Annotated in this window: 17 protein-coding genes; 9 read left to right on the forward strand and 8 right to left on the reverse strand. The window is 63.9% G+C overall.

Features of this window, described 5'->3' with window-relative positions; all coding sequences use genetic code 11:
• Window positions 1-69 precede the first annotated feature (69 nt).
• Entirely contained in the window at window positions 70-966 is an 897-nt protein-coding gene (locus NGM28_RS27655; protein WP_252092436.1) for a choline sulfate utilization transcriptional regulator, read from the reverse strand.
• Window positions 967-1,075: 109 nt separating this feature from the next.
• Between NGM28_RS27655 and betC the strand changes: the two genes are divergently transcribed.
• The 3 genes from betC (at window position 1,076) to NGM28_RS27670 (ending at window position 5,247) form a co-directional block, all read left to right on the forward strand.
• Window positions 1,076-2,593, forward strand: coding sequence for a choline-sulfatase (betC, locus tag NGM28_RS27660; protein WP_252092437.1), 1,518 nt, complete (start codon window positions 1,076-1,078; stop codon window positions 2,591-2,593).
• Window positions 2,594-2,607: 14 nt separating this feature from the next.
• The gene (gene choX / locus NGM28_RS27665) at window positions 2,608-3,531 is read left to right on the forward strand and encodes a choline ABC transporter substrate-binding protein (protein WP_252092438.1); all 924 of its coding nucleotides are present in this window, start codon (window positions 2,608-2,610) and stop codon (window positions 3,529-3,531) included.
• Between the two features lie 150 nt (window positions 3,532-3,681).
• Window positions 3,682-5,247 (forward strand): SulP family inorganic anion transporter, encoded by a 1,566-nt coding sequence (locus NGM28_RS27670; RefSeq protein WP_252092439.1) that lies wholly within the window; start codon window positions 3,682-3,684, stop codon window positions 5,245-5,247.
• Window positions 5,248-5,565: 318 nt separating this feature from the next.
• Here NGM28_RS27670 and aroE read toward each other — a convergent pair whose 3' ends face one another.
• Together aroE and hemF are read right to left on the reverse strand one after the other, a co-directional pair.
• The gene (gene aroE / locus NGM28_RS27675; protein WP_252092440.1) at window positions 5,566-6,390 is read right to left on the reverse strand and encodes a shikimate dehydrogenase; all 825 of its coding nucleotides are present in this window, start codon (window positions 6,388-6,390) and stop codon (window positions 5,566-5,568) included.
• A gap of 25 nt (window positions 6,391-6,415) precedes the next feature.
• Window positions 6,416-7,327, reverse strand: coding sequence for an oxygen-dependent coproporphyrinogen oxidase (hemF, locus tag NGM28_RS27680; RefSeq protein WP_011531485.1), 912 nt, complete (start codon window positions 7,325-7,327; stop codon window positions 6,416-6,418).
• A 132-nt stretch (window positions 7,328-7,459) separates the two neighbouring features.
• On the opposite strand from hemF, the gene NGM28_RS27685 reads away from it, so the two are divergent.
• Window positions 7,460-8,437, forward strand: a complete 978-nt coding sequence (locus NGM28_RS27685; RefSeq protein WP_252092441.1) for an NADPH:quinone reductase — start codon at window positions 7,460-7,462, stop codon at window positions 8,435-8,437.
• 97 nt (window positions 8,438-8,534) lie between these two features.
• Here the strand turns inward: NGM28_RS27685 and NGM28_RS27690 are convergent, their stop codons facing one another.
• The 5 genes from NGM28_RS27690 to dprA all read right to left on the reverse strand — a co-directional run bounded on the left by NGM28_RS27690 (window position 8,535) and on the right by dprA (window position 11,811).
• Window positions 8,535-8,840 (reverse strand): Txe/YoeB family addiction module toxin, encoded by a 306-nt coding sequence (locus NGM28_RS27690; RefSeq protein WP_240064158.1) that lies wholly within the window; start codon window positions 8,838-8,840, stop codon window positions 8,535-8,537.
• A complete protein-coding gene (locus NGM28_RS27695) occupies window positions 8,806-9,090 on the reverse strand; it encodes a type II toxin-antitoxin system Phd/YefM family antitoxin (RefSeq protein ID WP_046853585.1) in 285 nt (94 codons plus the stop codon). Before NGM28_RS27695 ends, NGM28_RS27690 begins: the two co-directional genes overlap by 35 nt.
• A gap of 279 nt (window positions 9,091-9,369) precedes the next feature.
• On the reverse strand, window positions 9,370-9,681 hold the full coding sequence (locus NGM28_RS27700) for a DUF3077 domain-containing protein (protein WP_252092442.1): 312 nt from the start codon (window positions 9,679-9,681) through the stop codon (window positions 9,370-9,372).
• A 435-nt stretch (window positions 9,682-10,116) separates the two neighbouring features.
• On the reverse strand, window positions 10,117-10,674 hold the full coding sequence (tsaC, locus tag NGM28_RS27705; RefSeq protein ID WP_028690052.1) for an L-threonylcarbamoyladenylate synthase type 1 TsaC: 558 nt from the start codon (window positions 10,672-10,674) through the stop codon (window positions 10,117-10,119).
• A 39-nt stretch (window positions 10,675-10,713) separates the two neighbouring features.
• A complete protein-coding gene (gene dprA / locus NGM28_RS27710) occupies window positions 10,714-11,811 on the reverse strand; it encodes a DNA-processing protein DprA (RefSeq protein WP_252092443.1) in 1,098 nt (365 codons plus the stop codon).
• Window positions 11,812-12,018: 207 nt separating this feature from the next.
• On the opposite strand from dprA, the gene def reads away from it, so the two are divergent.
• The 5 genes from def to NGM28_RS27735 all read left to right on the forward strand — a co-directional run bounded on the left by def (window position 12,019) and on the right by NGM28_RS27735 (window position 16,706).
• A complete protein-coding gene (gene def / locus NGM28_RS27715) occupies window positions 12,019-12,525 on the forward strand; it encodes a peptide deformylase (protein ID WP_110736100.1) in 507 nt (168 codons plus the stop codon).
• Between the two features lie 62 nt (window positions 12,526-12,587).
• Window positions 12,588-13,520 (forward strand): methionyl-tRNA formyltransferase, encoded by a 933-nt coding sequence (gene fmt / locus NGM28_RS27720; protein WP_252092444.1) that lies wholly within the window; start codon window positions 12,588-12,590, stop codon window positions 13,518-13,520.
• Window positions 13,517-14,827, forward strand: a complete 1,311-nt coding sequence (rsmB, locus tag NGM28_RS27725) for a 16S rRNA (cytosine(967)-C(5))-methyltransferase RsmB (protein ID WP_252092445.1) — start codon at window positions 13,517-13,519, stop codon at window positions 14,825-14,827. Before fmt ends, rsmB begins: the two co-directional genes overlap by 4 nt.
• A gap of 25 nt (window positions 14,828-14,852) precedes the next feature.
• The gene (gene trkA / locus NGM28_RS27730) at window positions 14,853-16,226 is read left to right on the forward strand and encodes a Trk system potassium transporter TrkA (protein WP_240064163.1); all 1,374 of its coding nucleotides are present in this window, start codon (window positions 14,853-14,855) and stop codon (window positions 16,224-16,226) included.
• A gap of 171 nt (window positions 16,227-16,397) precedes the next feature.
• Complete coding sequence (locus NGM28_RS27735; RefSeq protein WP_252092446.1) at window positions 16,398-16,706, forward strand: tetratricopeptide repeat protein; 309 nt, start codon at window positions 16,398-16,400, stop codon at window positions 16,704-16,706.
• The last annotated feature ends 264 nt before the right edge of the window (window positions 16,707-16,970 follow it).

Below are 16,970 nucleotides of genomic sequence, written 5' to 3' on the forward strand. Positions count from 1 at the left end.
CCTCAGCCGCGAAACAGGTAACGCACAACCTGGCACCGGCTTCTCCGGTGTTCGCGGCTGAAGCCGCTCCTACAGGCGCTCCCCCTCCAGCCAATCCACGAACCGCTGAATCAACGCCCCGCGCCGTTTGCGTGGCGGCAACACTACGTAATACCCACGTTCCGACCGCAAACTGCCTTCCATCGGCCGACACAGCAGCCCTTGCTCGACCAGCCCATCGACCAGGTGCGCCCAGCCGATGGCCACCCCTTGCCCGGCAATCGCAGCCTGAATCAGCAGCGTGTAGTTATCGAATCGCAGTTGCCCGGACGAAGGAGGGCTGTCCACACCAAGACCACGAAACACTCCCGCCCAATCGAACCAACGACTGGCCTGCTCGCCCTTCAGGTGCAGCAACGGCAATCGTTGCAAAGCCACGGCTGACAAGGGTTTGCCATGAGTCAGCCGTGGGCTGCAGACCGGGAAAACCTCCTCGTCGAACAACCAGCGACTCTCACCCTGGTGAAATCTCCCATCGCCAAACAGCACCGCCACATCGATGTCCGGGCGCAGCATCCCCTGGCTGCGCTCGCCGGTCACCAGGCTCACATCCACCTGTGGATTGGCCTTGTGAAAGCGCTGCAAGCGCGGCATTAGCCAGAACGCGGCAAAGGCGAAGTCGGTGGCTACCTGCAACACCTCGCGCTGCCCACGGCCACTGGCCTGAGCAACACCCTCGTCCATGGCCTGCAACCCTTGATGCACCTGTTCGAACAACAACTGGCCCGCTTCGGTCAGCTGGATGCCGCGGTAGATACGGTCGAACAACCGCGCCCCCAGCTGCGCCTCCAGGCGCTTCACCTGCTGGCTCACCGCCGGCTGCGTGGTGCCCAGCTCCACGGCGGCAGCGGTAAAGCCACGCAGACGTGCGGCGGCCTCAAACACACGCAGTGCATCGAGGGACAGGTCGCAAAGGTGCTCAAACATAAGCCTGGCTAATCCCAGTCATTGCCCGGCGTGGGCTTTACCCACGTTATCCACGGCACCATGCTGGATTGCAAGCGTTCACCATAATCCTCGACGATGGAAGGGCACCATGAAGCAACCCAACATCCTGTTCATCATGGCCGACCAGATGGCCGCGCCGCTGCTGCCGATCTACACCCCGTCGCCGATCAGGATGCCCAACCTGGCGCGCCTCGCCGAGCAGGCCGTGGTGTTCGATTCCGCCTACTGCAACAGCCCGCTGTGTGCGCCCTCGCGCTTCACCCTGGTCAGCGGCCAGTTGCCCAGCCGCATCGGCGCCTACGACAACGCCGCCGACTTCCCCGCCGACATTCCGACCTACGCGCACTACCTGCGTCGTCTCGGCTACCGCACCGCGCTGTCGGGCAAGATGCACTTCTGTGGCCCGGACCAGTTGCACGGCTACGAGGAGCGCCTGACCAGCGACATCTACCCGGCTGACTACGGCTGGGCGGTGAACTGGGATGCGCCTGACCAGCGCCCAAGCTGGTACCACAACATGTCCTCGGTGTTGCAGGCCGGCCCCTGCGTGCGCACCAATCAGCTGGATTTCGACGAGGAAGTGGTTTTCAAGGCGCGCCAGTACCTCTACGACCATGTGCGCGAAGACGATGGCCGACCGTTCTGCCTGACCGTATCGATGACCCACCCGCACGACCCGTACACCATCCCCAAACGCTACTGGGATCTCTACGAGGCTGCGGATATCCCGCTGCCACGCGACGAGATTGCCCAGGACCAGCAAGACCCTCACTCGCAACGCCTGCTCAAGGTCTACGACCTGTGGGACAAGCACCTGCCTGTGGAAAAGATCCGCGACGCCCGCCGCGCCTACTTCGGTGCCTGCAGCTACATCGACGACAACATCGGTCAGCTCCTGCAGACACTGGAAGACTGTGGCCTCGCAGACAACACCCTGATCGTGTTCTCCGGCGACCATGGCGACATGCTTGGCGAGCGGGGACTCTGGTACAAGATGCACTGGTTCGAGATGTCGGCACGGGTCCCGCTGCTGATCCATGCGCCCAAGCACTTTGCACCGGCGCGCATCCGCGCCAGCGTTTCCACCTGCGACCTGCTGCCGACGTTGGTCGAACTGGCCGGCGGCGCTGTGGATAAAGACCTGCACCTGGACGGCCGCTCGCTGCTCGGCCACCTGCAAGGGCAGGGCGGCCATGACGAAGTGATCGGCGAGTACATGGCCGAAGGCACTGTCGGCCCGCTGATGATGATCCGACGCGGCGCCTACAAGTTCGTGTACAGCGAAGACGACCCCTGTTTACTCTACGACCTGAGCCGCGACCCGCACGAGCGGGAGAACCTCACCGGCAGCCCGGACCACCAGGCGCTGCTGCAGGCATTTGTCGATGAAGCGAAGCAGCGCTGGGATATCCCCAGCCTGCGCCAGCAGGTGTTGGCCAGCCAGCGCCGCCGCCGCCTGGTGGCCGAGGCGCTGTCCATCGGCACGCTGAAAAGCTGGGACCACCAACCCCTGGTGGACGCCAGCCAACAGTACATGCGCAACCACATCAATCTCGACGACCTCGAGCGCAAGGCACGTTATCCACAGCCCGCCCCCTTGGATTGAGAAGAGAGGCCGCCATGCAAAAGTTCTCCACCGCCGTGCTCGCCCTGGCCCTGAGCCTGGGCACGGCCCACGCCGCCGACAGCAACGCGCAATGCAGCACCGTGAAACTGGCCGACCCCGGCTGGAGCGATATCGCAAGCACCAATGCCGTCGCCCGCCTGCTCCTGGAAAACCTGGGTTACCAGGTGAAGATCGACAGCCTGGCCGTGCCGATCATCTACGGCGGCCTCAAGGATGGCCGGGTGGATGCCTTCCTCGGCAACTGGATGCCGGCGCAGCAGGGTTTTCATGACAAGTTCATCGCCAATGGCGACGTGCATCAACTTGGGCGCAATCTCGAAGGTACCGAGTTCACCCTGGCGGTGCCCGACTATGTATGGAATGCAGGCGTGAAGGATTTTGCCGACCTGCAGAAGAACGCCGACAAATTCGACAAGAAGCTCTACGGCATCGGTTCCGGCGCACCGGCCAACCTGTCGCTGAAAGAGATCATCGACAAGAACGATTTCGAGCTTGGGCAGTGGAAGCTGATCGAGTCCAGCGAGCAGGCGATGCTGGCCCAGGTGGATCGGGCGGTGAAGAAGCAGCAGTTCATCACCTTCCTGGGCTGGACCCCGCACCCGATGAACGTGAAGTTGAAGATGCATTACCTTACGGGTGGCGAAAAATGGTTTGGCAGTAAAGGCGATGTGTACACGCTGACCCGCAAGGGCTATCCACAGGCGTGTCCGAATGCGGCGAAGTTGCTGGCCAACCTGACGTTCACGCTGGATATGGAGAACAGCATCATGGCCGAGGTTGTGGATAAGAAGGTGAGCTTTGATGAGGCGGCCAGGGCTTGGGTGAAGGCCCATCCACAGATACTGGATGGTTGGCTAGCCGGAGTGACCTCCAAGGATGGTGGAGACGCATCGGAAGTGCTCAAGGCCAAGCTCTGAGTTTCGTCTGTTAGGCTGCTGGGGCCGCTTTGCGGCCCTTTCGCGGCACAAGGCCGCTCCTACAGGCGAGCGCGAATCCCTGTAGGAGCGGCCTTGTGCCGCGAAACGAGGGCAAAGCCCTCGCCTGCAATCTCAAATCAGGACCACCCCATGCCCCGCCTAACCCACCTGCTGCCCTTCCTCACCTGGCTCCCCCGCCAATCGGGCCGCAGCCTGCGCCAGGACCTGCTGGTGGGCCTGAGCGGCGCCATCCTCGCCCTGCCGCAATCCATCGCCTACGCCCTGATCGCCGGTCTTCCCGCCGAGTATGGCCTGTACGCCGCCATCGTGCCGGTGCTGGTGGCCTGCCTGTGGGGCTCATCCTGGCACCTGATCTGCGGCCCCACCGCCGCCATCTCCATCGTTCTCTACGCCAGCATCAGCCCGCTGGCCGTGGCCGGCAGCACCGACTACGTAACCCTGGTGCTGCTGCTGACCTTCCTCGGCGGCGTCTTCCAGCTGCTGCTGGGGCTGCTGCGCTTCGGCGCACTGGTGAACTTCGTCTCCCATTCCGTGGTGCTGGGCTTCACCCTCGGTGCCGCCGTCGTCATCGCCCTGGGGCAACTACCCAACCTGCTGGGCATGGACCTGCCAAGCCAGGCCACGGCTCTGAAGACCATGCAGGAACTGGCTGGCCATGTTGGCAAGGTGGACATGCCATCGTTAATTCTGGGGCTGAGCACCCTGGCGATTGGCGTGGTGTTGAAGCTGTGGCGCCCACGCTGGCCGGGGCTGTTGATAAGTCTGCTGCTGGTGAGCCTGGCGGCCTGGCTGTTGCCCGGCGTGTTCGGCCATGTACCGCGCGTGCCCGCTTTCATCGGCCAGTTGCCACCGCTCAGCCCACTGCCGTTACTCGATGTGGAATTGATGCTGCGCCTGCTGCCCAGTGCCGTGGCTGTCGGCATGCTCGGGCTGGTCACCAGCCTGTCCATTGCCCGTTCCCTGTCCGCACGATCCGAGCAATTGATCGACGCCAACCAGGAGATCCGCGCCCAGGGCCTGTCGAACATCATCGGGGCATTGTTCTCCGGCTACCTGTCGTCCGGCTCCTTTACCCGCTCCGGGCTCAGCTACGACGCAGGCGCCCACTCGCCGTTGGCCGGGGTGTTCTCGGCGCTGTGGGTGGCGTTGTTCGCGGTCGCTGGTGTCGGGCTGATCGCCCATCTGCCGATTCCGGCGATGGCGGGCAGCATCCTGCTGATCTGCTGGGGGCTGGTGGACCATCGCGGCATCCGGGCGTTGTTCCGGGTCAGCCGCTCGGAGTTCCTGGTGATGGCGCTGACCGCCGCCGCGACGCTGCTGCTGGAACTGCAAACGGCGATCTACGCCGGGGTGCTGGCGTCGCTGTTCTTCTACCTCAAGCGCACCTCGCGGCCGCGGGTGCAGCAGAGCCGGGAAGGGGAGGCGGACGTGTTGCGGGTGGGCGGGTCGATCTTCTTCGGCGCGGCGCATTACCTGCAGGTGCGTTTGCAGCGCTGCCAGGGGCCGCATGTGGTGATCGATGCGCGGCAGGTGAACTTCATCGATTATTCGGGTGTGGATATGTTGCACCGCGAGGCCCGGCGGTTGCTGCGCAATGGCGGGAGCCTGACATTGCAGCGTGCTCGGCCGCAGGTGATAGAGGAACTGCAGAAGCTGGAAGGCATGGCGAGCTGCCCGATACGCTTCGAGGTCTGACGGTCAACTGGTAATTCTGTCAGTTGCGTGCAACGTGCAGGCAATGAAAAAGTGAATAGCGCTCATTCACTGCGGAGCACGCCATGAGTAATTGCATTCATCTCGCACTGGCACTGGTGCCATTACTGGCCACGCCAAACAGTGGTGCTGTGGATAACTGCTGGAGCGTTGCCGATGCTCAGGTTCGGATTGCCCGACTGGAAAGCGATATGTCCGCCCGCGATTCCTACACTGGCGAAACGCAATCCGCAGCAAAACTAGCTCACTACCGGCAGCAGATCGACCTGGAACGCCAATTCATCCAACAGCGCCCCGAAGTCAATTGCGCGCCAGTTGCCGACGCAGCTCATCCAGCACAGGCGCCGTGTCCGGACGCACCCCCCGCCAGATAAAGAACGCCTCGGCCGCCTGCTCGGCCAGCATCCCCAGCCCATCCAGCACCTTGGCCGCACCCAGCTTGCTCGCCCACTGGCAAAACGGTGTCGGCTCCTTGCCATACATCATGTCGTAGCAAACGGTGCGCCCCGCCTCGACCAAACTGTCGGCAATCGGCGGCAGTTCGCCGGACAGACTCGCCGAAGTGGCATTGATGATCACGTCCACCGGCTCCTGCAACCAGCTGAAACCACTGGCCACCACCGGCCCCAGCGCGTCGAACTCCCGCGCCAGCTGCTCGGCTTTCTCAACTGTGCGATTGGCGATCACCAGCGACTGCGGCTTGTGCGCCAGGATAGGCTCCAGCACACCCCGAACAGCACCGCCAGCGCCAAGGATAAGGATGCGCTTGCCAGCCAGGGTCACCCCGGCATTCACTGTCAGGTCCCGCACCAGCCCTGCGCCGTCGGTGTTGTCGCCCTGCAACGTACCGTCGGCCAGCTTGGTCAAGGTGTTCACCGCGCCGGCGCGCTGGGCACGCGGGGTGAGGCTGTCGCACAGGCGATAGGCCTCTTCCTTGAACGGTACCGTGACATTGGCACCGCTGCCTTGCTTGAAGAAGCCTGTGGCACAGTCGCTGAACTCGTCCAGCGGCGCCAGCAGGGTGGCGTATTCCAAGTCCTGGCCGGTCTGGTCGGCGAACAGGCGGTGGATCAGCGGCGACTTGCTGTGGCCGATGGGGTTGCCGAATACGACGTACTGGTCCATGGGAGCTCCTCGGTTATCCACAGGCTTACTGGGCGAGCCAGTCGCGGTCCTGCAGGAAATAGTCGGTCAGGCGCGCTTCCTCGCTGCCTGGCTCGGCTTTCCAATCGTAACCCCAGCGTACCTGCGGCGGCAGCGACATCAGGATCGACTCGGTGCGGCCACCGGACTGCAAACCGAACAGGGTGCCACGGTCGTAGACCAGGTTGAACTCGACGTAGCGACCGCGGCGGTATTCCTGGAACTCACGCTGCTTGGCGGTGTACGGCGTGTCCTTGCGGCGCTGGATGATCGGCAGGTAAGCGTCGACGTAGGCGTCGCCGATGGCGCGCATGAAGGCGAAGCAGGTGTCGAAGTCCCACTCGTTCAGGTCGTCGAAGAACAGGCCGCCGATGCCACGCGGCTCGCCACGGTGCTTGAGGTGGAAGTAGCGGTCGCACCAAGCCTTGTAGCGTGGGTAGACATCGGCGCCGAATGGCGCACAGGCCTGCTCGGCGACGCGGTGCCAGTGCACGCAGTCTTCCTCGTTGCCGTAGTACGGGGTCAGGTCGAAGCCGCCGCCGAACCACCACACCGCCTCTTCACCCTCTTTTTCGGCGATGAAGAAGCGCACGTTGGCGTGGGAAGTCGGCACATGCGGGTTATGCGGGTGGATCACCAGCGAAACGCCCAGGGCCTCGAAGCCACGGCCCGCCAGCTCGGGGCGGTGGGCGCTGGCCGATGGCGGCAGGCCGGCGCCGAACACGTGGGAGAAATTCACCCCGCCTTTCTCGATTACCTTGCCCTCGCCGATCACCCGCGTGCGCCCGCCGCCACCGGCATCGCGCACCCAGGCATCCTCGACGAAGCGGGCGCCGCCGTCTTCGGTTTCGAGGGCAGAGCAGATGCGGTCTTGCAGGTCGAGCAGGTAGGCTTTTACGGCCTCGGTGCGGCTGGTCATCGGGTCACCTGGAAGGAGCGGGAAAATTCGCCGCGTAGCATACCACCGGCCGACACCGCGTCGCAGTTGACGGCGGTCAAGCAAAGGCGTCCGATAGAAGGCCTTTGCGACCCTCGACGACAGGAGTGTGTGATGGCCAAGCGTATTCAGTTCAGCCAGCATGGCGGCCCGGAAGTTCTGCAACTGGTCGAGTTCGACCCGGCGCCGCCCGGCCCGCAGCAGGTGCGGGTGCGCAACCATGCGATCGGCTTGAACTTCATCGATACGTATTTCCGCAGCGGGCTGTATGCGCCGCCAGCTCTGCCTTCCGGGCTGGGCACCGAAGCGGCCGGCGTGGTCGAGGCGGTGGGCGAGGGTGTCAGCCGGATCAAGGTCGGCGACCGCGTGGCCTATGCCGGTGGGCCGCTGGGGGCCTACAGCGAGGTGCATACGCTGCCGGAGGCCAACCTGGTCAAGTTGCCTGAGGCGATCAGCTTCGAACAGGCGGCGGCGGTGATGCTCAAGGGGCTGACCACGCAGTATTTGCTCAAGCAGACCTATGCCGTGCAGCCGGGGGACTTCGTGCTGTTCCATGCTGCTGCCGGTGGTGTGGGGTCGCTGGCGTGCCAGTGGGCCAAGGCGCTGGGCGCGAAGCTGATCGGCACCGTGAGCTCTCCCGAGAAAGCCGAACGGGCCAAGGCCCTCGGCGCCTGGGCGACCATCGACTACAGCCATGAAGACGTGGCCAAGCGCGTGCTGGAGCTGACAGACGGTCAGAAGTGCGCGGTGGTGTATGACGGTGTGGGGGCGGATACCTGGCTGACTTCGCTGGATTGCCTGAGGCCGCGCGGTTTGATGGTGAGCTTTGGCAATGCGTCAGGGGCGGTGAGCGGGGTGAATCTGGGGATCCTGTCGCAGAAGGGGTCGCTGTATGTGACACGGCCGACACTGGGGAGCTACGCCAACAACGCCGAGAACACCCAGGCCATGGCTGATGACCTGTTCGCGATGATCGCCAGTGGCAAGCTGGTTGTGGATATCCAGCAGCGGTATCCGTTGAGCGAGGCAGCCAAGGCGCAGGCGGAGTTGTCGGCGCGGCGGACTGTTGGCTCGACTGTGCTTCTGCCTTGAGGGCTCTATCGCGGGGCAAGTCGCAGCGGCGCACCGCCGCTCCCACGCCATAATCAGAGTACGGTGTGGGAGCGGGCTTGCCCCGCGATGCGATTGCTCAGTCGTAGTGGAACCGGCATTGCAATACCGTCATCCGGCCACCTTCATAGAAGTAGACCAGACGGTGCTCTCGGGTGATGCGACGAGACCAGAACCCGGAAAGATCGCCCTTGAGCGGCTCAGGTTTGCCAGTCCCTTTGAAGGGTGTACGGCAGCACTCGCGGATCAGCACATTGACCGTCTCGAAGATCGCCGAATCAGCTCCCCGCCAGTGGTGATAGTCTTCCCATCCCTCGGCAGTGAACGCAACGCTCACGGAATTCCGAGCCTCAGTCTTGTTGCGTTGCTTTGACTTCATGTTCATCGATGATCAGCTCTTGAGTAACTGGCTGACCCGACCGCAGCTGCTCGACTGATGAACGCAAGCGCCTTGCGTTGGCAGAAGACCCTAGCAAGTAAAGGGTCTCCTGCATGCCGTTGTAATCCTCCAGGGACAGCATGACCACCGGCTCGCCACGTTGGCGCGTGATGATCGCCGGCTCGTGATCACGACATACGTCATCCATCGTTTGCTTCAGGTCGGCGCGAGCTTGGCTAAAAGTCAGTACATGCATTTGTCCAATCCTTCCCGGATTACAAAGGAGAGCTGAGCGAACATTGTACAAAGCTGTGTACAAATCTCAACGACCCGCCGTCGGCGTCTTCATCACTCGGGATGGAGTGCTGCGCAAAGCAAAGGGAGATTACCGGCCCAAACCTTCAGCGGGAACGTGATTGGATCGGTGTGACACGTAGGGTATTTCCCAGTTTCAATTTCATCGCGGGGCAAGTCCTCTCCCATGCCATGACCAGAGATCGGCGTGGGAGCGGGCTTGCCCCGCGATTGCGTCAGTTCAGCCGACGGGTTTCTTCAACGCTGGCGCCGACTCGATGCCATCGAGCATCGCCTCCACCAACCCCTCCGCCATTTCCAGCGAATGCAGGCTCGACCAATACATGCCTCGCCCCTCATCGCGCAGGTGGTCGAGGGCCTTGATGCCGGTGTCGTAGGCACAGCGCAGGTAGAGCGCTACGTGTACCAGGGCGTCGTGGGCTTCGATGTTGGGGTTTACGGTGAAGAGTGGAGGGTGGCCGGCGTCGCAGCGGCCGAAGGGGTGAGTTGTGGTGTTAGGAAGTGGTGGATCGGGGACAATCTTCTTGGTCATGGCAACCTCTACCAGAGTAGGGCTGACACCTCGTCCGTTACCACACGAATGGGTGGCAGCTGTACACGGGGTGGTAAACCGGGGAGGTACCAGACCCGGCAGGCTCGAAAGCCTCCCGCGCACAGCCGCCATAGACGACTCTGATACCTTCCTGTTACCGGGTTACCACACCCGATCGCCAAGTTATTCGGCGACGGTCTGGAGCCTAGAGGCAAGCGTTCCCACTGAGAAGGTAATGGCAGTCGACAGACTGCGTAGGATATTTCTCTGAATTCAGAATGGGCAGCCATCTGGGTGCAAATCAGAAAAATCGGCGGGAATTCTGGGGCCGCTTTGCGGCCCTTTCGCGGCACAAGGCCGCTCCTACAAGGATCGCGATTGCCTGTAGGAGCGGCCTTGTGCCGCGAAACGAGGGCGAAGCCCTCGCCAGCGCTATCAGCCCGGGCGCACAACCTCGCCGGTCGCCAGGTCGCGAATCAGGCTCGGGTTCTTCCGCCCACCCAACGCCCCACCCAACACCATGTCCAGCTCGTTGTGGAAATACTGCTCCACCCGCAACCGGCTCTTCGCCGCCGGCCGCCCGGCGGGGTTGCAGGAGGTGGAGATCAACGGCCCCACCAGCGCGCACAACTCCCGCACCTGTGGATGATCGCTAACCCGCAGCGCCACGGTGTCGTGCTGCCCAGTCACCCACTCGGGCAGCAGGCCCTGGTGCGGCACCAGCCAAGTGTTCGGCCCAGGCCAGGTGGCGCTCATGCGGTCGATCCAGTCCTGCGGGAAATCCTCGAACAGAAAGTCGAACTGGCGGATGTTGTCGGCGACCAGGATCAGCCCTTTATCCACAGGCCGCGACTTGAGCGCCAGCAGGCGGTACACCGCGTCCTCGTTCCACGGGTCGCAGCCCAGGCCCCAGACCGCTTCCGTCGGATAGGCGATCACCGCACCCGCCTTCACCTCGCGCGCGGCTTGTTGCACACGCCAACTGCTCACCATTTTCCGTCTCTCCGCATAAACGCCGTGCGCGCAGTGTACTTAGCCCGCACGGGCAAACCAACGCCCGGCTTCATTGCTCACCCGGCCTTCGAGCTCCAGCTCGGTCAGGCTGGCCAGCACTTGGGCCAGCGGCAGGCCGCTGCTGTGGGCCAGGCCCTCGCTGGTCTGGGGCGCAGCGTGGAGCAGGGCGAGGAGGGGGTGGCCGGGTTTATCCACAACAGCGGGCGGCAGGTTCTGCCAGCCGCCCAGGCTGTCGAGGATCTGCTCCACGCTTTCCACCAGCAGGGCACCATCACGGATCAACTGGTGACAACCCTTGGCGCCAGGGTGGTGGATAGAGCCGGGTATCGCGTACACCTCCCGCCCCTGTTCGGCGGCAAGCCGCGCGGTGATCAACGAGCCACTGGCCAGGCTGGCCTCCACCACCAGCACACCCAGCGACAAGCCACTGATGATCCGATTGCGCCGTGGAAAGTTGCCCGCCAGCGGCCCGGCGTCCAGCGGGTACTCGGAAACCAGCGCGCTACCACTGTCGATCATCAGCCTGGCCAAGTCACGATGGCGCTGTGGATAACATTTTTGCAACCCGGTGCCCAGCACTCCGATCGTGTGCCCACCGGCCTTCAGCGCGGCCCGATGAGCGGCACCATCCACGCCCAGCGCCAGCCCGCTGGTGATGGTGAAACCAGCCTGGGAAAGACAACGGGAAAACGCGCCCGCCGTATCCAGCGCCGGGGGTGAAGCACGCCTGCTGCCCACAATCGCAAGCTGCGGTCGCTCGAGCAACGCAGGGTTTCCAGCGACAAACAGCAAGGGCGGCGGGTCGTCTATCTCGGCCAGCAACGCCGGGTAGCCAGGCCCGTCCCACATCAGTAAATGCTGGCCCGAGCGCTCTAGCCAGGCCATTGCGGCCAATGCCCCATCGCGCACTTCAGGGCTGCGCCGGGCATCGATACTGGCTGCTGGCAGCCCCAACGCACGCCAGGCACTGGCCGGCGCACTGAGCGCCGACGAGGCGCTGCCGAAGGCTTCGATGAGGGTGTGAAAACGACGCAGCCCGGCATCGGGAAGGCGATGCAGACGCAACCGCGCCTCGAGTTCGGCAGGCGAACAAGGCGACGAACGGGGTTCGGTCATAGGGGATCATCCTTGATCGACAGGGGCCAACGGCGTGGCACAACCTGTGGATAACTTTGTTGATAATACTTTGACAAGCTGTCCATGGAATGGGCTTTCCAGCGCCCATTCACACCCTAGCCAAGCTTCACAGGTGCCGAACGCCCCATTTCCCTTTATTATGTGTGCTCAGTTTTCAACCGACCGCACAGTGACTGCCTGACCCCTATGGCCATCTTGAACATTCTCGAATTCCCCGATCCGCGCCTGCGCACCATCGCCAAACCGGTGACGGAGTTCGACGACGCCCTGAGCCAGCTGATCGACGACATGTTCGAGACCATGTACGAAGCCCCTGGCATCGGCCTGGCGGCCACCCAGGTGAACGTGCACAAGCAGGTCGTGGTGATGGACCTGAGCGAAGACCGCAGCGAACCGCGCGTCTTCATCAACCCCACGGTCGAGGAGCTGACCCACGACATGGGCCAGTACCAGGAAGGCTGCCTGTCGGTGCCCGGTTTCTACGAGAACGTAGACCGCCCGCTGCGCGTGCGGGTCAAGGCCCAGGACCGCGACGGCAAGCCCTACGAGCTGGAGGCCGAAGGCCTGCTGGCGGTGTGCGTGCAGCACGAGTTCGATCACCTCAACGGCAAGCTGTTCGTCGACTACCTGTCCCAGCTCAAACGCGACCGGATCAAGAAGAAGCTGGAAAAGCAGCACCGCCAGCAAGCCTGATCCCCACCTTCCAGAAGGCTTGCTCCGGCAAGCCTTTTTCTTTTTGAAGAAGCGAGAACTCCATGCGCATCGTCTTCGCAGGCACTCCAGAGTTTGCCGCCGAACACCTCAAGGCCCTGCTCGACAGCCCGTACGAGATCGTGGCCGTCTACACCCAGCCCGACCGCCCGGCCGGCCGTGGCCAGAAGCTCATGCCGAGCGCAGTGAAGGCGCTGGCCGTGGCCCATGACATCCCGGTGTACCAGCCGCAAACCCTGCGCAATGCCGAAGCGCAAGCCGAGCTCGCCGCGCTCAAGCCCGACCTGATGGTGGTGGTCGCCTACGGCCTGATCCTGCCGCAGGTGGTGCTGGATATTCCGCGCCTGGGTTGCATCAACAGCCACGCCTCCCTGCTGCCGCGCTGGCGCGGTGCGGCGCCGATCCAGCGCGCCGTGGAAGCCGGCGACGCCGAGAGCGGCGTCACCGTGATGCGCATGGAAGCGGGCCTGGATACCGGCCCGATGCTGCTCAAGGTGGTCACCCCGATCAGCGCCGACGACACTGGCGGCACCCTGCACGACCGCCTCGCCGCCATGGGTCCGGGCGCTGTGGTGCAGGCCATCGCCGGCCTGGCCGACGGTTCGCTGCAAGGTGAAGTACAGGACGATGCCCTGGCCACTTATGCCCACAAGCTGAACAAGGACGAGGCGCGCATCGACTGGAACCGCCCAGCCGTCGAACTGGAACGCCTGATCCGCGCCTTCAACCCCTGGCCGGTGTGCCACAGCACCCTCGACGGCGAAAGCGTGAAGGTGCTGGCCGCCAACTTGTCCACAGGCAAGGGCACTCCCGGCGAAATCCTCTCCGCCAGCAAGGACGGCCTGGTGGTCGCCTGCGGTGATGGCGCCCTGAGCTTGACCCGCCTGCAACTGCCCGGCGGCAAGGCCCTGGCCTTCAGCGACCTGTTCAACAGCCGCCGCGAGAAGTTCGCTGGTGGCAAGGTGCTCGGCCAATGAACCCACGCCTGGCCGCCGCCCGTGCCCTTGCCGCCGTGCTCAGCGGCAAGGCTTCGCTGAACAGCTCGCTGCCGGCGCAATTGGACAAGGTCGAGGAACGCGACCGTGGCCTCACGCAAGACCTGGCTTTCGGGACTGCCCGCTGGCAGCCACGCCTGGACCTGCTGGCCGCGCAACTGCTGCAGAAGCCGTTCAAGGCCGCCGACGCCGATGTGCAGGCGCTGCTGCTGGTTGGCCTGTACCAGCTGTTCTACACGCGCATCCCGGCACACGCCGCCATCGGCGAGACCGTGGGTTGCGCCGACAAGCTCAAGAAGCCGTGGGCCAAGGGCCTGCTCAATGCCGTGCTGCGCCGCGCCCAGCGTGAAGGCGAGGAACTGCTCGCCGGCATGGAGCGCGACCCGGTCGTGCGCACCGCCCACCCGCGCTGGCTGCAGAAGTCGCTGAAAGCCTTCTGGCCAGAGCAATGGGAAGCCATCTGCGCCGCCAACAACGCCCACCCGCCGATGATCCTGCGGGTCAACCGCCGCCATCACAGCCGCGATGCCTACCTGTCGCTGCTGGCCGAGGCCGGCATTCAGGCCAACGCCTGCCCGTTCAGCCGTGACGGCATCGTCCTGGCCGAAGCCTGCGACGTGCGTGGCCTGCCGGGCTTCGCCGACGGTTGGGTGAGCGTGCAGGACGAAGCCGCGCAGCTGTCCGCCGACCTGCTGGAACTGGCCCCCGGCCAGCGCGTGCTCGACGCCTGCTGCGCCCCAGGCGGCAAGACCTGCCACCTGCTGGAAGCCGAGCCTGGCCTGGCCCACCTGGTCGCCATCGACCTGGAAGCCAAGCGCCTGACCCGTGTGCGCGAAAACCTCGACCGCCTGAAGCTCGACGCCGAGCTGATCGCCTGCGACGCCCGCGACACCGCCAGCTGGTGGGACGGCAAACCGTTCCAGCGCATCCTGCTCGACGCGCCGTGCTCGGCCACCGGCGTGATCCGCCGCCACCCGGACATCAAGCTGACCCGTCAGGCCGAAGACATCCCGGCCCTGGCCACGCTGCAAGGCGAGCTGCTCGATGCCCTGTGGCCGACCCTGGAAGTGGGCGGCATGCTGCTCTACGCCACCTGCTCGAGCCTGCCGACCGAGAACACCGAAGTGATCGACGCCTTCCTCGCCCGCACCCCCGGTGCCCGTGAGCTGGACCTGGCCACCGAAGCCGGCCTGCGCCAGCCCCACGGCCGCCAGTTGCTGGCCCAGGAAGGCGGCCACGACGGGTTCTATTACGCCAAACTGATCAAGATCGCCGCTTCGCGCGGGTAAGAACAAAAAGGGTAGGGAGTAGCGGATGAAGATCATCATCCTCGGCGCAGGGCAGGTGGGCGGCACGCTGGCGGAGCACCTGGCCAGCGAAGCCAACGACATCACCGTGGTCGACACCGACAGCGAGCGCCTGCGCGACCTGGGCGACCGCCTGGACATCCGCACCGTGCAAGGCCGCGCCTCGCTGCCGACGGTGCTGCGCCAAGCCGGCGCCGACGACGCCGACATGCTGGTGGCGGTGACCAACAGCGACGAGACCAACATGGTCGCCTGCCAGGTCGCCTACTCGCTGTTCCACACCCCGACCAAGATCGCCCGGGTGCGCGAGTCGGCCTACCTCACCCGTGAAGAGCTGTTCGACAACGACCACATCCCGGTGGACGTGCTGATCAGCCCCGAACAGGTGGTGACCAACTACATCAAGCGCCTGATCGAGCACCCAGGCTCGCTGCAGGTGATCGACTTCGCCGAGGGCAAGGCCCAGTTGGTGGCGGTCCGGGCTTACTACGGTGGCCCACTAGTGGGCCAGCAACTGCGCCAGATCCGCGCCCACATGCCCAACGTCGACACCCGCGTGGCGGCAATCTTCCGTCGCGACCGGCCGATCACCCCGCAGGGTGACACAGTGATCGAGGCCGACGACGAAGTGTTCTTCATCGCCGCGAAGAAGGACATCCGCGCAGTGATGGGTGAACTGCGCCGCATCGACGAAACCAACAAACGCGTGGTCATCGCCGGTGGCGGGCAGATCGGCGAGCGCCTGGCCGAGGCCATCGAGAGCCGCTACCAGGTGAAGATCATCGAGATGAACCCGACGCGCTGCCGCCACCTCTCCGAAACCCTCGAGAGCACTGTGGTGTTGCAGGGCAGTGCGTCCGATCGAGACCTGATGCTCGAAGAAAACATCGCCGACGCCGACATTTTCCTGGCCCTGACCAACGACGACGAGGCCAACATCATGTCGTCGCTGCTGGCCAAGCGCCTGGGTGCGCGCAAGGTGATGACCATCATCAACAACCCGGCCTACGTCGACCTGGTGCAGGGCGGCGAGATCGACATCGCCATCAGCCCGCAGCTGGCTACGATCGGCACCCTGCTGGCCCACGTGCGCCGCGGCGATATCGTCAGCGTGCACTCGCTGCGCCGGGGCGCGGCCGAGGCCATCGAGGCGGTGGCCCATGGCGATTCGAAGTCGAGCAAAGTGGTGGGCAAGGCCATCGAGGATATCTCGCTGCCGCCAGGCACCACCATTGGCGCGATCATCCGCGACGAGGAAGTGCTGATCGCCCATGACGACACGGTGATCGCGTCGGGCGACCATGTGATCCTGTTCGTTGTGGATAAAAAGCAGATTCGGGACGTGGAGAAGCTGTTCCACGTGGGCCTGAGTTTCTTCTAGCAGCGCCTCACCGCAATCCTGTAGGAGCCAGCTTTGCTGGCGATGCCCGGCTAAAGCCGGGCCAAGGGCAGCAAGCCACGCCCCCAATAAACGGCCGCCCCTTAAGAAAATCATTGCACCCAAAACGATCCGGATAGATAAACAAATCAAGATGAATCAGTAGGGTAAAGCATGCGCGAATCACTGGAAAAGATGCTGGCCAAGGGTGTGGATAACCCATTGCTGAGGTTCGGGCTGGGCAAGGCCTGGCTGGACGAGGGCAATGGGGCTGAAGCAGCGGCACACCTGGCGCGGTGCGTGAAGCAGGACCCAACGTATTCGGCGGCGTGGAAGCTGCTGGGCAAGGCGTATCAGTTGCAGGGTGACCTGGCAGAGGCGCGCAAGGCCTGGGAGGAGGGCATCGTCGCGGCTCAGGCTCATGGGGACAAACAGGCTGAGAAGGAGATGAACGTTTTCCTGAAGAAGTTGAACAAGGTCTGAAATCAGCGGTTTCTTTACTGCCCTTGTGCGCCACAAGGTTCCTCCAAGGATTGCAGTCACCTCCATGGCGTCGAGCGTCGGCACGCCACCAAAACCACGCGCTGTTCGGACGTTGCCAAGCGCTTTGGCGCGAGGTAAGTCACCCTCTTCCAGAAAAATCCATCCCGTAGATCATCGATGCAGGCTTTGAACTAGGTGTACGGTCCCGGAATGAGATGGTGCGGATTGATAGTGAAGCGCTCTGGGTTTTTCGTCCAGGCCTCG

It is taken from the genome of Pseudomonas sp. MWU13-3659 (assembly GCF_023757525.1).
GTDB lineage: Bacteria > Pseudomonadota > Gammaproteobacteria > Pseudomonadales > Pseudomonadaceae > Aquipseudomonas > Aquipseudomonas entomophila_E.

Coding starts and splice junctions, on each gene's coding strand:
- NGM28_RS27655 (WP_252092436.1), bottom strand. CDS start 966: ATGTTTGAGCACCTTTGCGACCTGTCCCTCGATGCACTGCGTGTGTTT.
- betC (WP_252092437.1), top strand. CDS start 1,076: ATGAAGCAACCCAACATCCTGTTCATCATGGCCGACCAGATGGCCGCG.
- choX (WP_252092438.1), top strand. CDS start 2,608: ATGCAAAAGTTCTCCACCGCCGTGCTCGCCCTGGCCCTGAGCCTGGGC.
- NGM28_RS27670 (WP_252092439.1), top strand. CDS start 3,682: ATGCCCCGCCTAACCCACCTGCTGCCCTTCCTCACCTGGCTCCCCCGC.
- aroE (WP_252092440.1), bottom strand. CDS start 6,390: ATGGACCAGTACGTCGTATTCGGCAACCCCATCGGCCACAGCAAGTCG.
- hemF (WP_011531485.1), bottom strand. CDS start 7,327: ATGACCAGCCGCACCGAGGCCGTAAAAGCCTACCTGCTCGACCTGCAA.
- NGM28_RS27685 (WP_252092441.1), top strand. CDS start 7,460: ATGGCCAAGCGTATTCAGTTCAGCCAGCATGGCGGCCCGGAAGTTCTG.
- NGM28_RS27690 (WP_240064158.1), bottom strand. CDS start 8,840: ATGAACATGAAGTCAAAGCAACGCAACAAGACTGAGGCTCGGAATTCC.
- NGM28_RS27695 (WP_046853585.1), bottom strand. CDS start 9,090: ATGCATGTACTGACTTTTAGCCAAGCTCGCGCCGACCTGAAGCAAACG.
- NGM28_RS27700 (WP_252092442.1), bottom strand. CDS start 9,681: ATGACCAAGAAGATTGTCCCCGATCCACCACTTCCTAACACCACAACT.
- tsaC (WP_028690052.1), bottom strand. CDS start 10,674: ATGGTGAGCAGTTGGCGTGTGCAACAAGCCGCGCGCGAGGTGAAGGCG.
- dprA (WP_252092443.1), bottom strand. CDS start 11,811: ATGACCGAACCCCGTTCGTCGCCTTGTTCGCCTGCCGAACTCGAGGCG.
- def (WP_110736100.1), top strand. CDS start 12,019: ATGGCCATCTTGAACATTCTCGAATTCCCCGATCCGCGCCTGCGCACC.
- fmt (WP_252092444.1), top strand. CDS start 12,588: ATGCGCATCGTCTTCGCAGGCACTCCAGAGTTTGCCGCCGAACACCTC.
- rsmB (WP_252092445.1), top strand. CDS start 13,517: ATGAACCCACGCCTGGCCGCCGCCCGTGCCCTTGCCGCCGTGCTCAGC.
- trkA (WP_240064163.1), top strand. CDS start 14,853: ATGAAGATCATCATCCTCGGCGCAGGGCAGGTGGGCGGCACGCTGGCG.
- NGM28_RS27735 (WP_252092446.1), top strand. CDS start 16,398: ATGCGCGAATCACTGGAAAAGATGCTGGCCAAGGGTGTGGATAACCCA.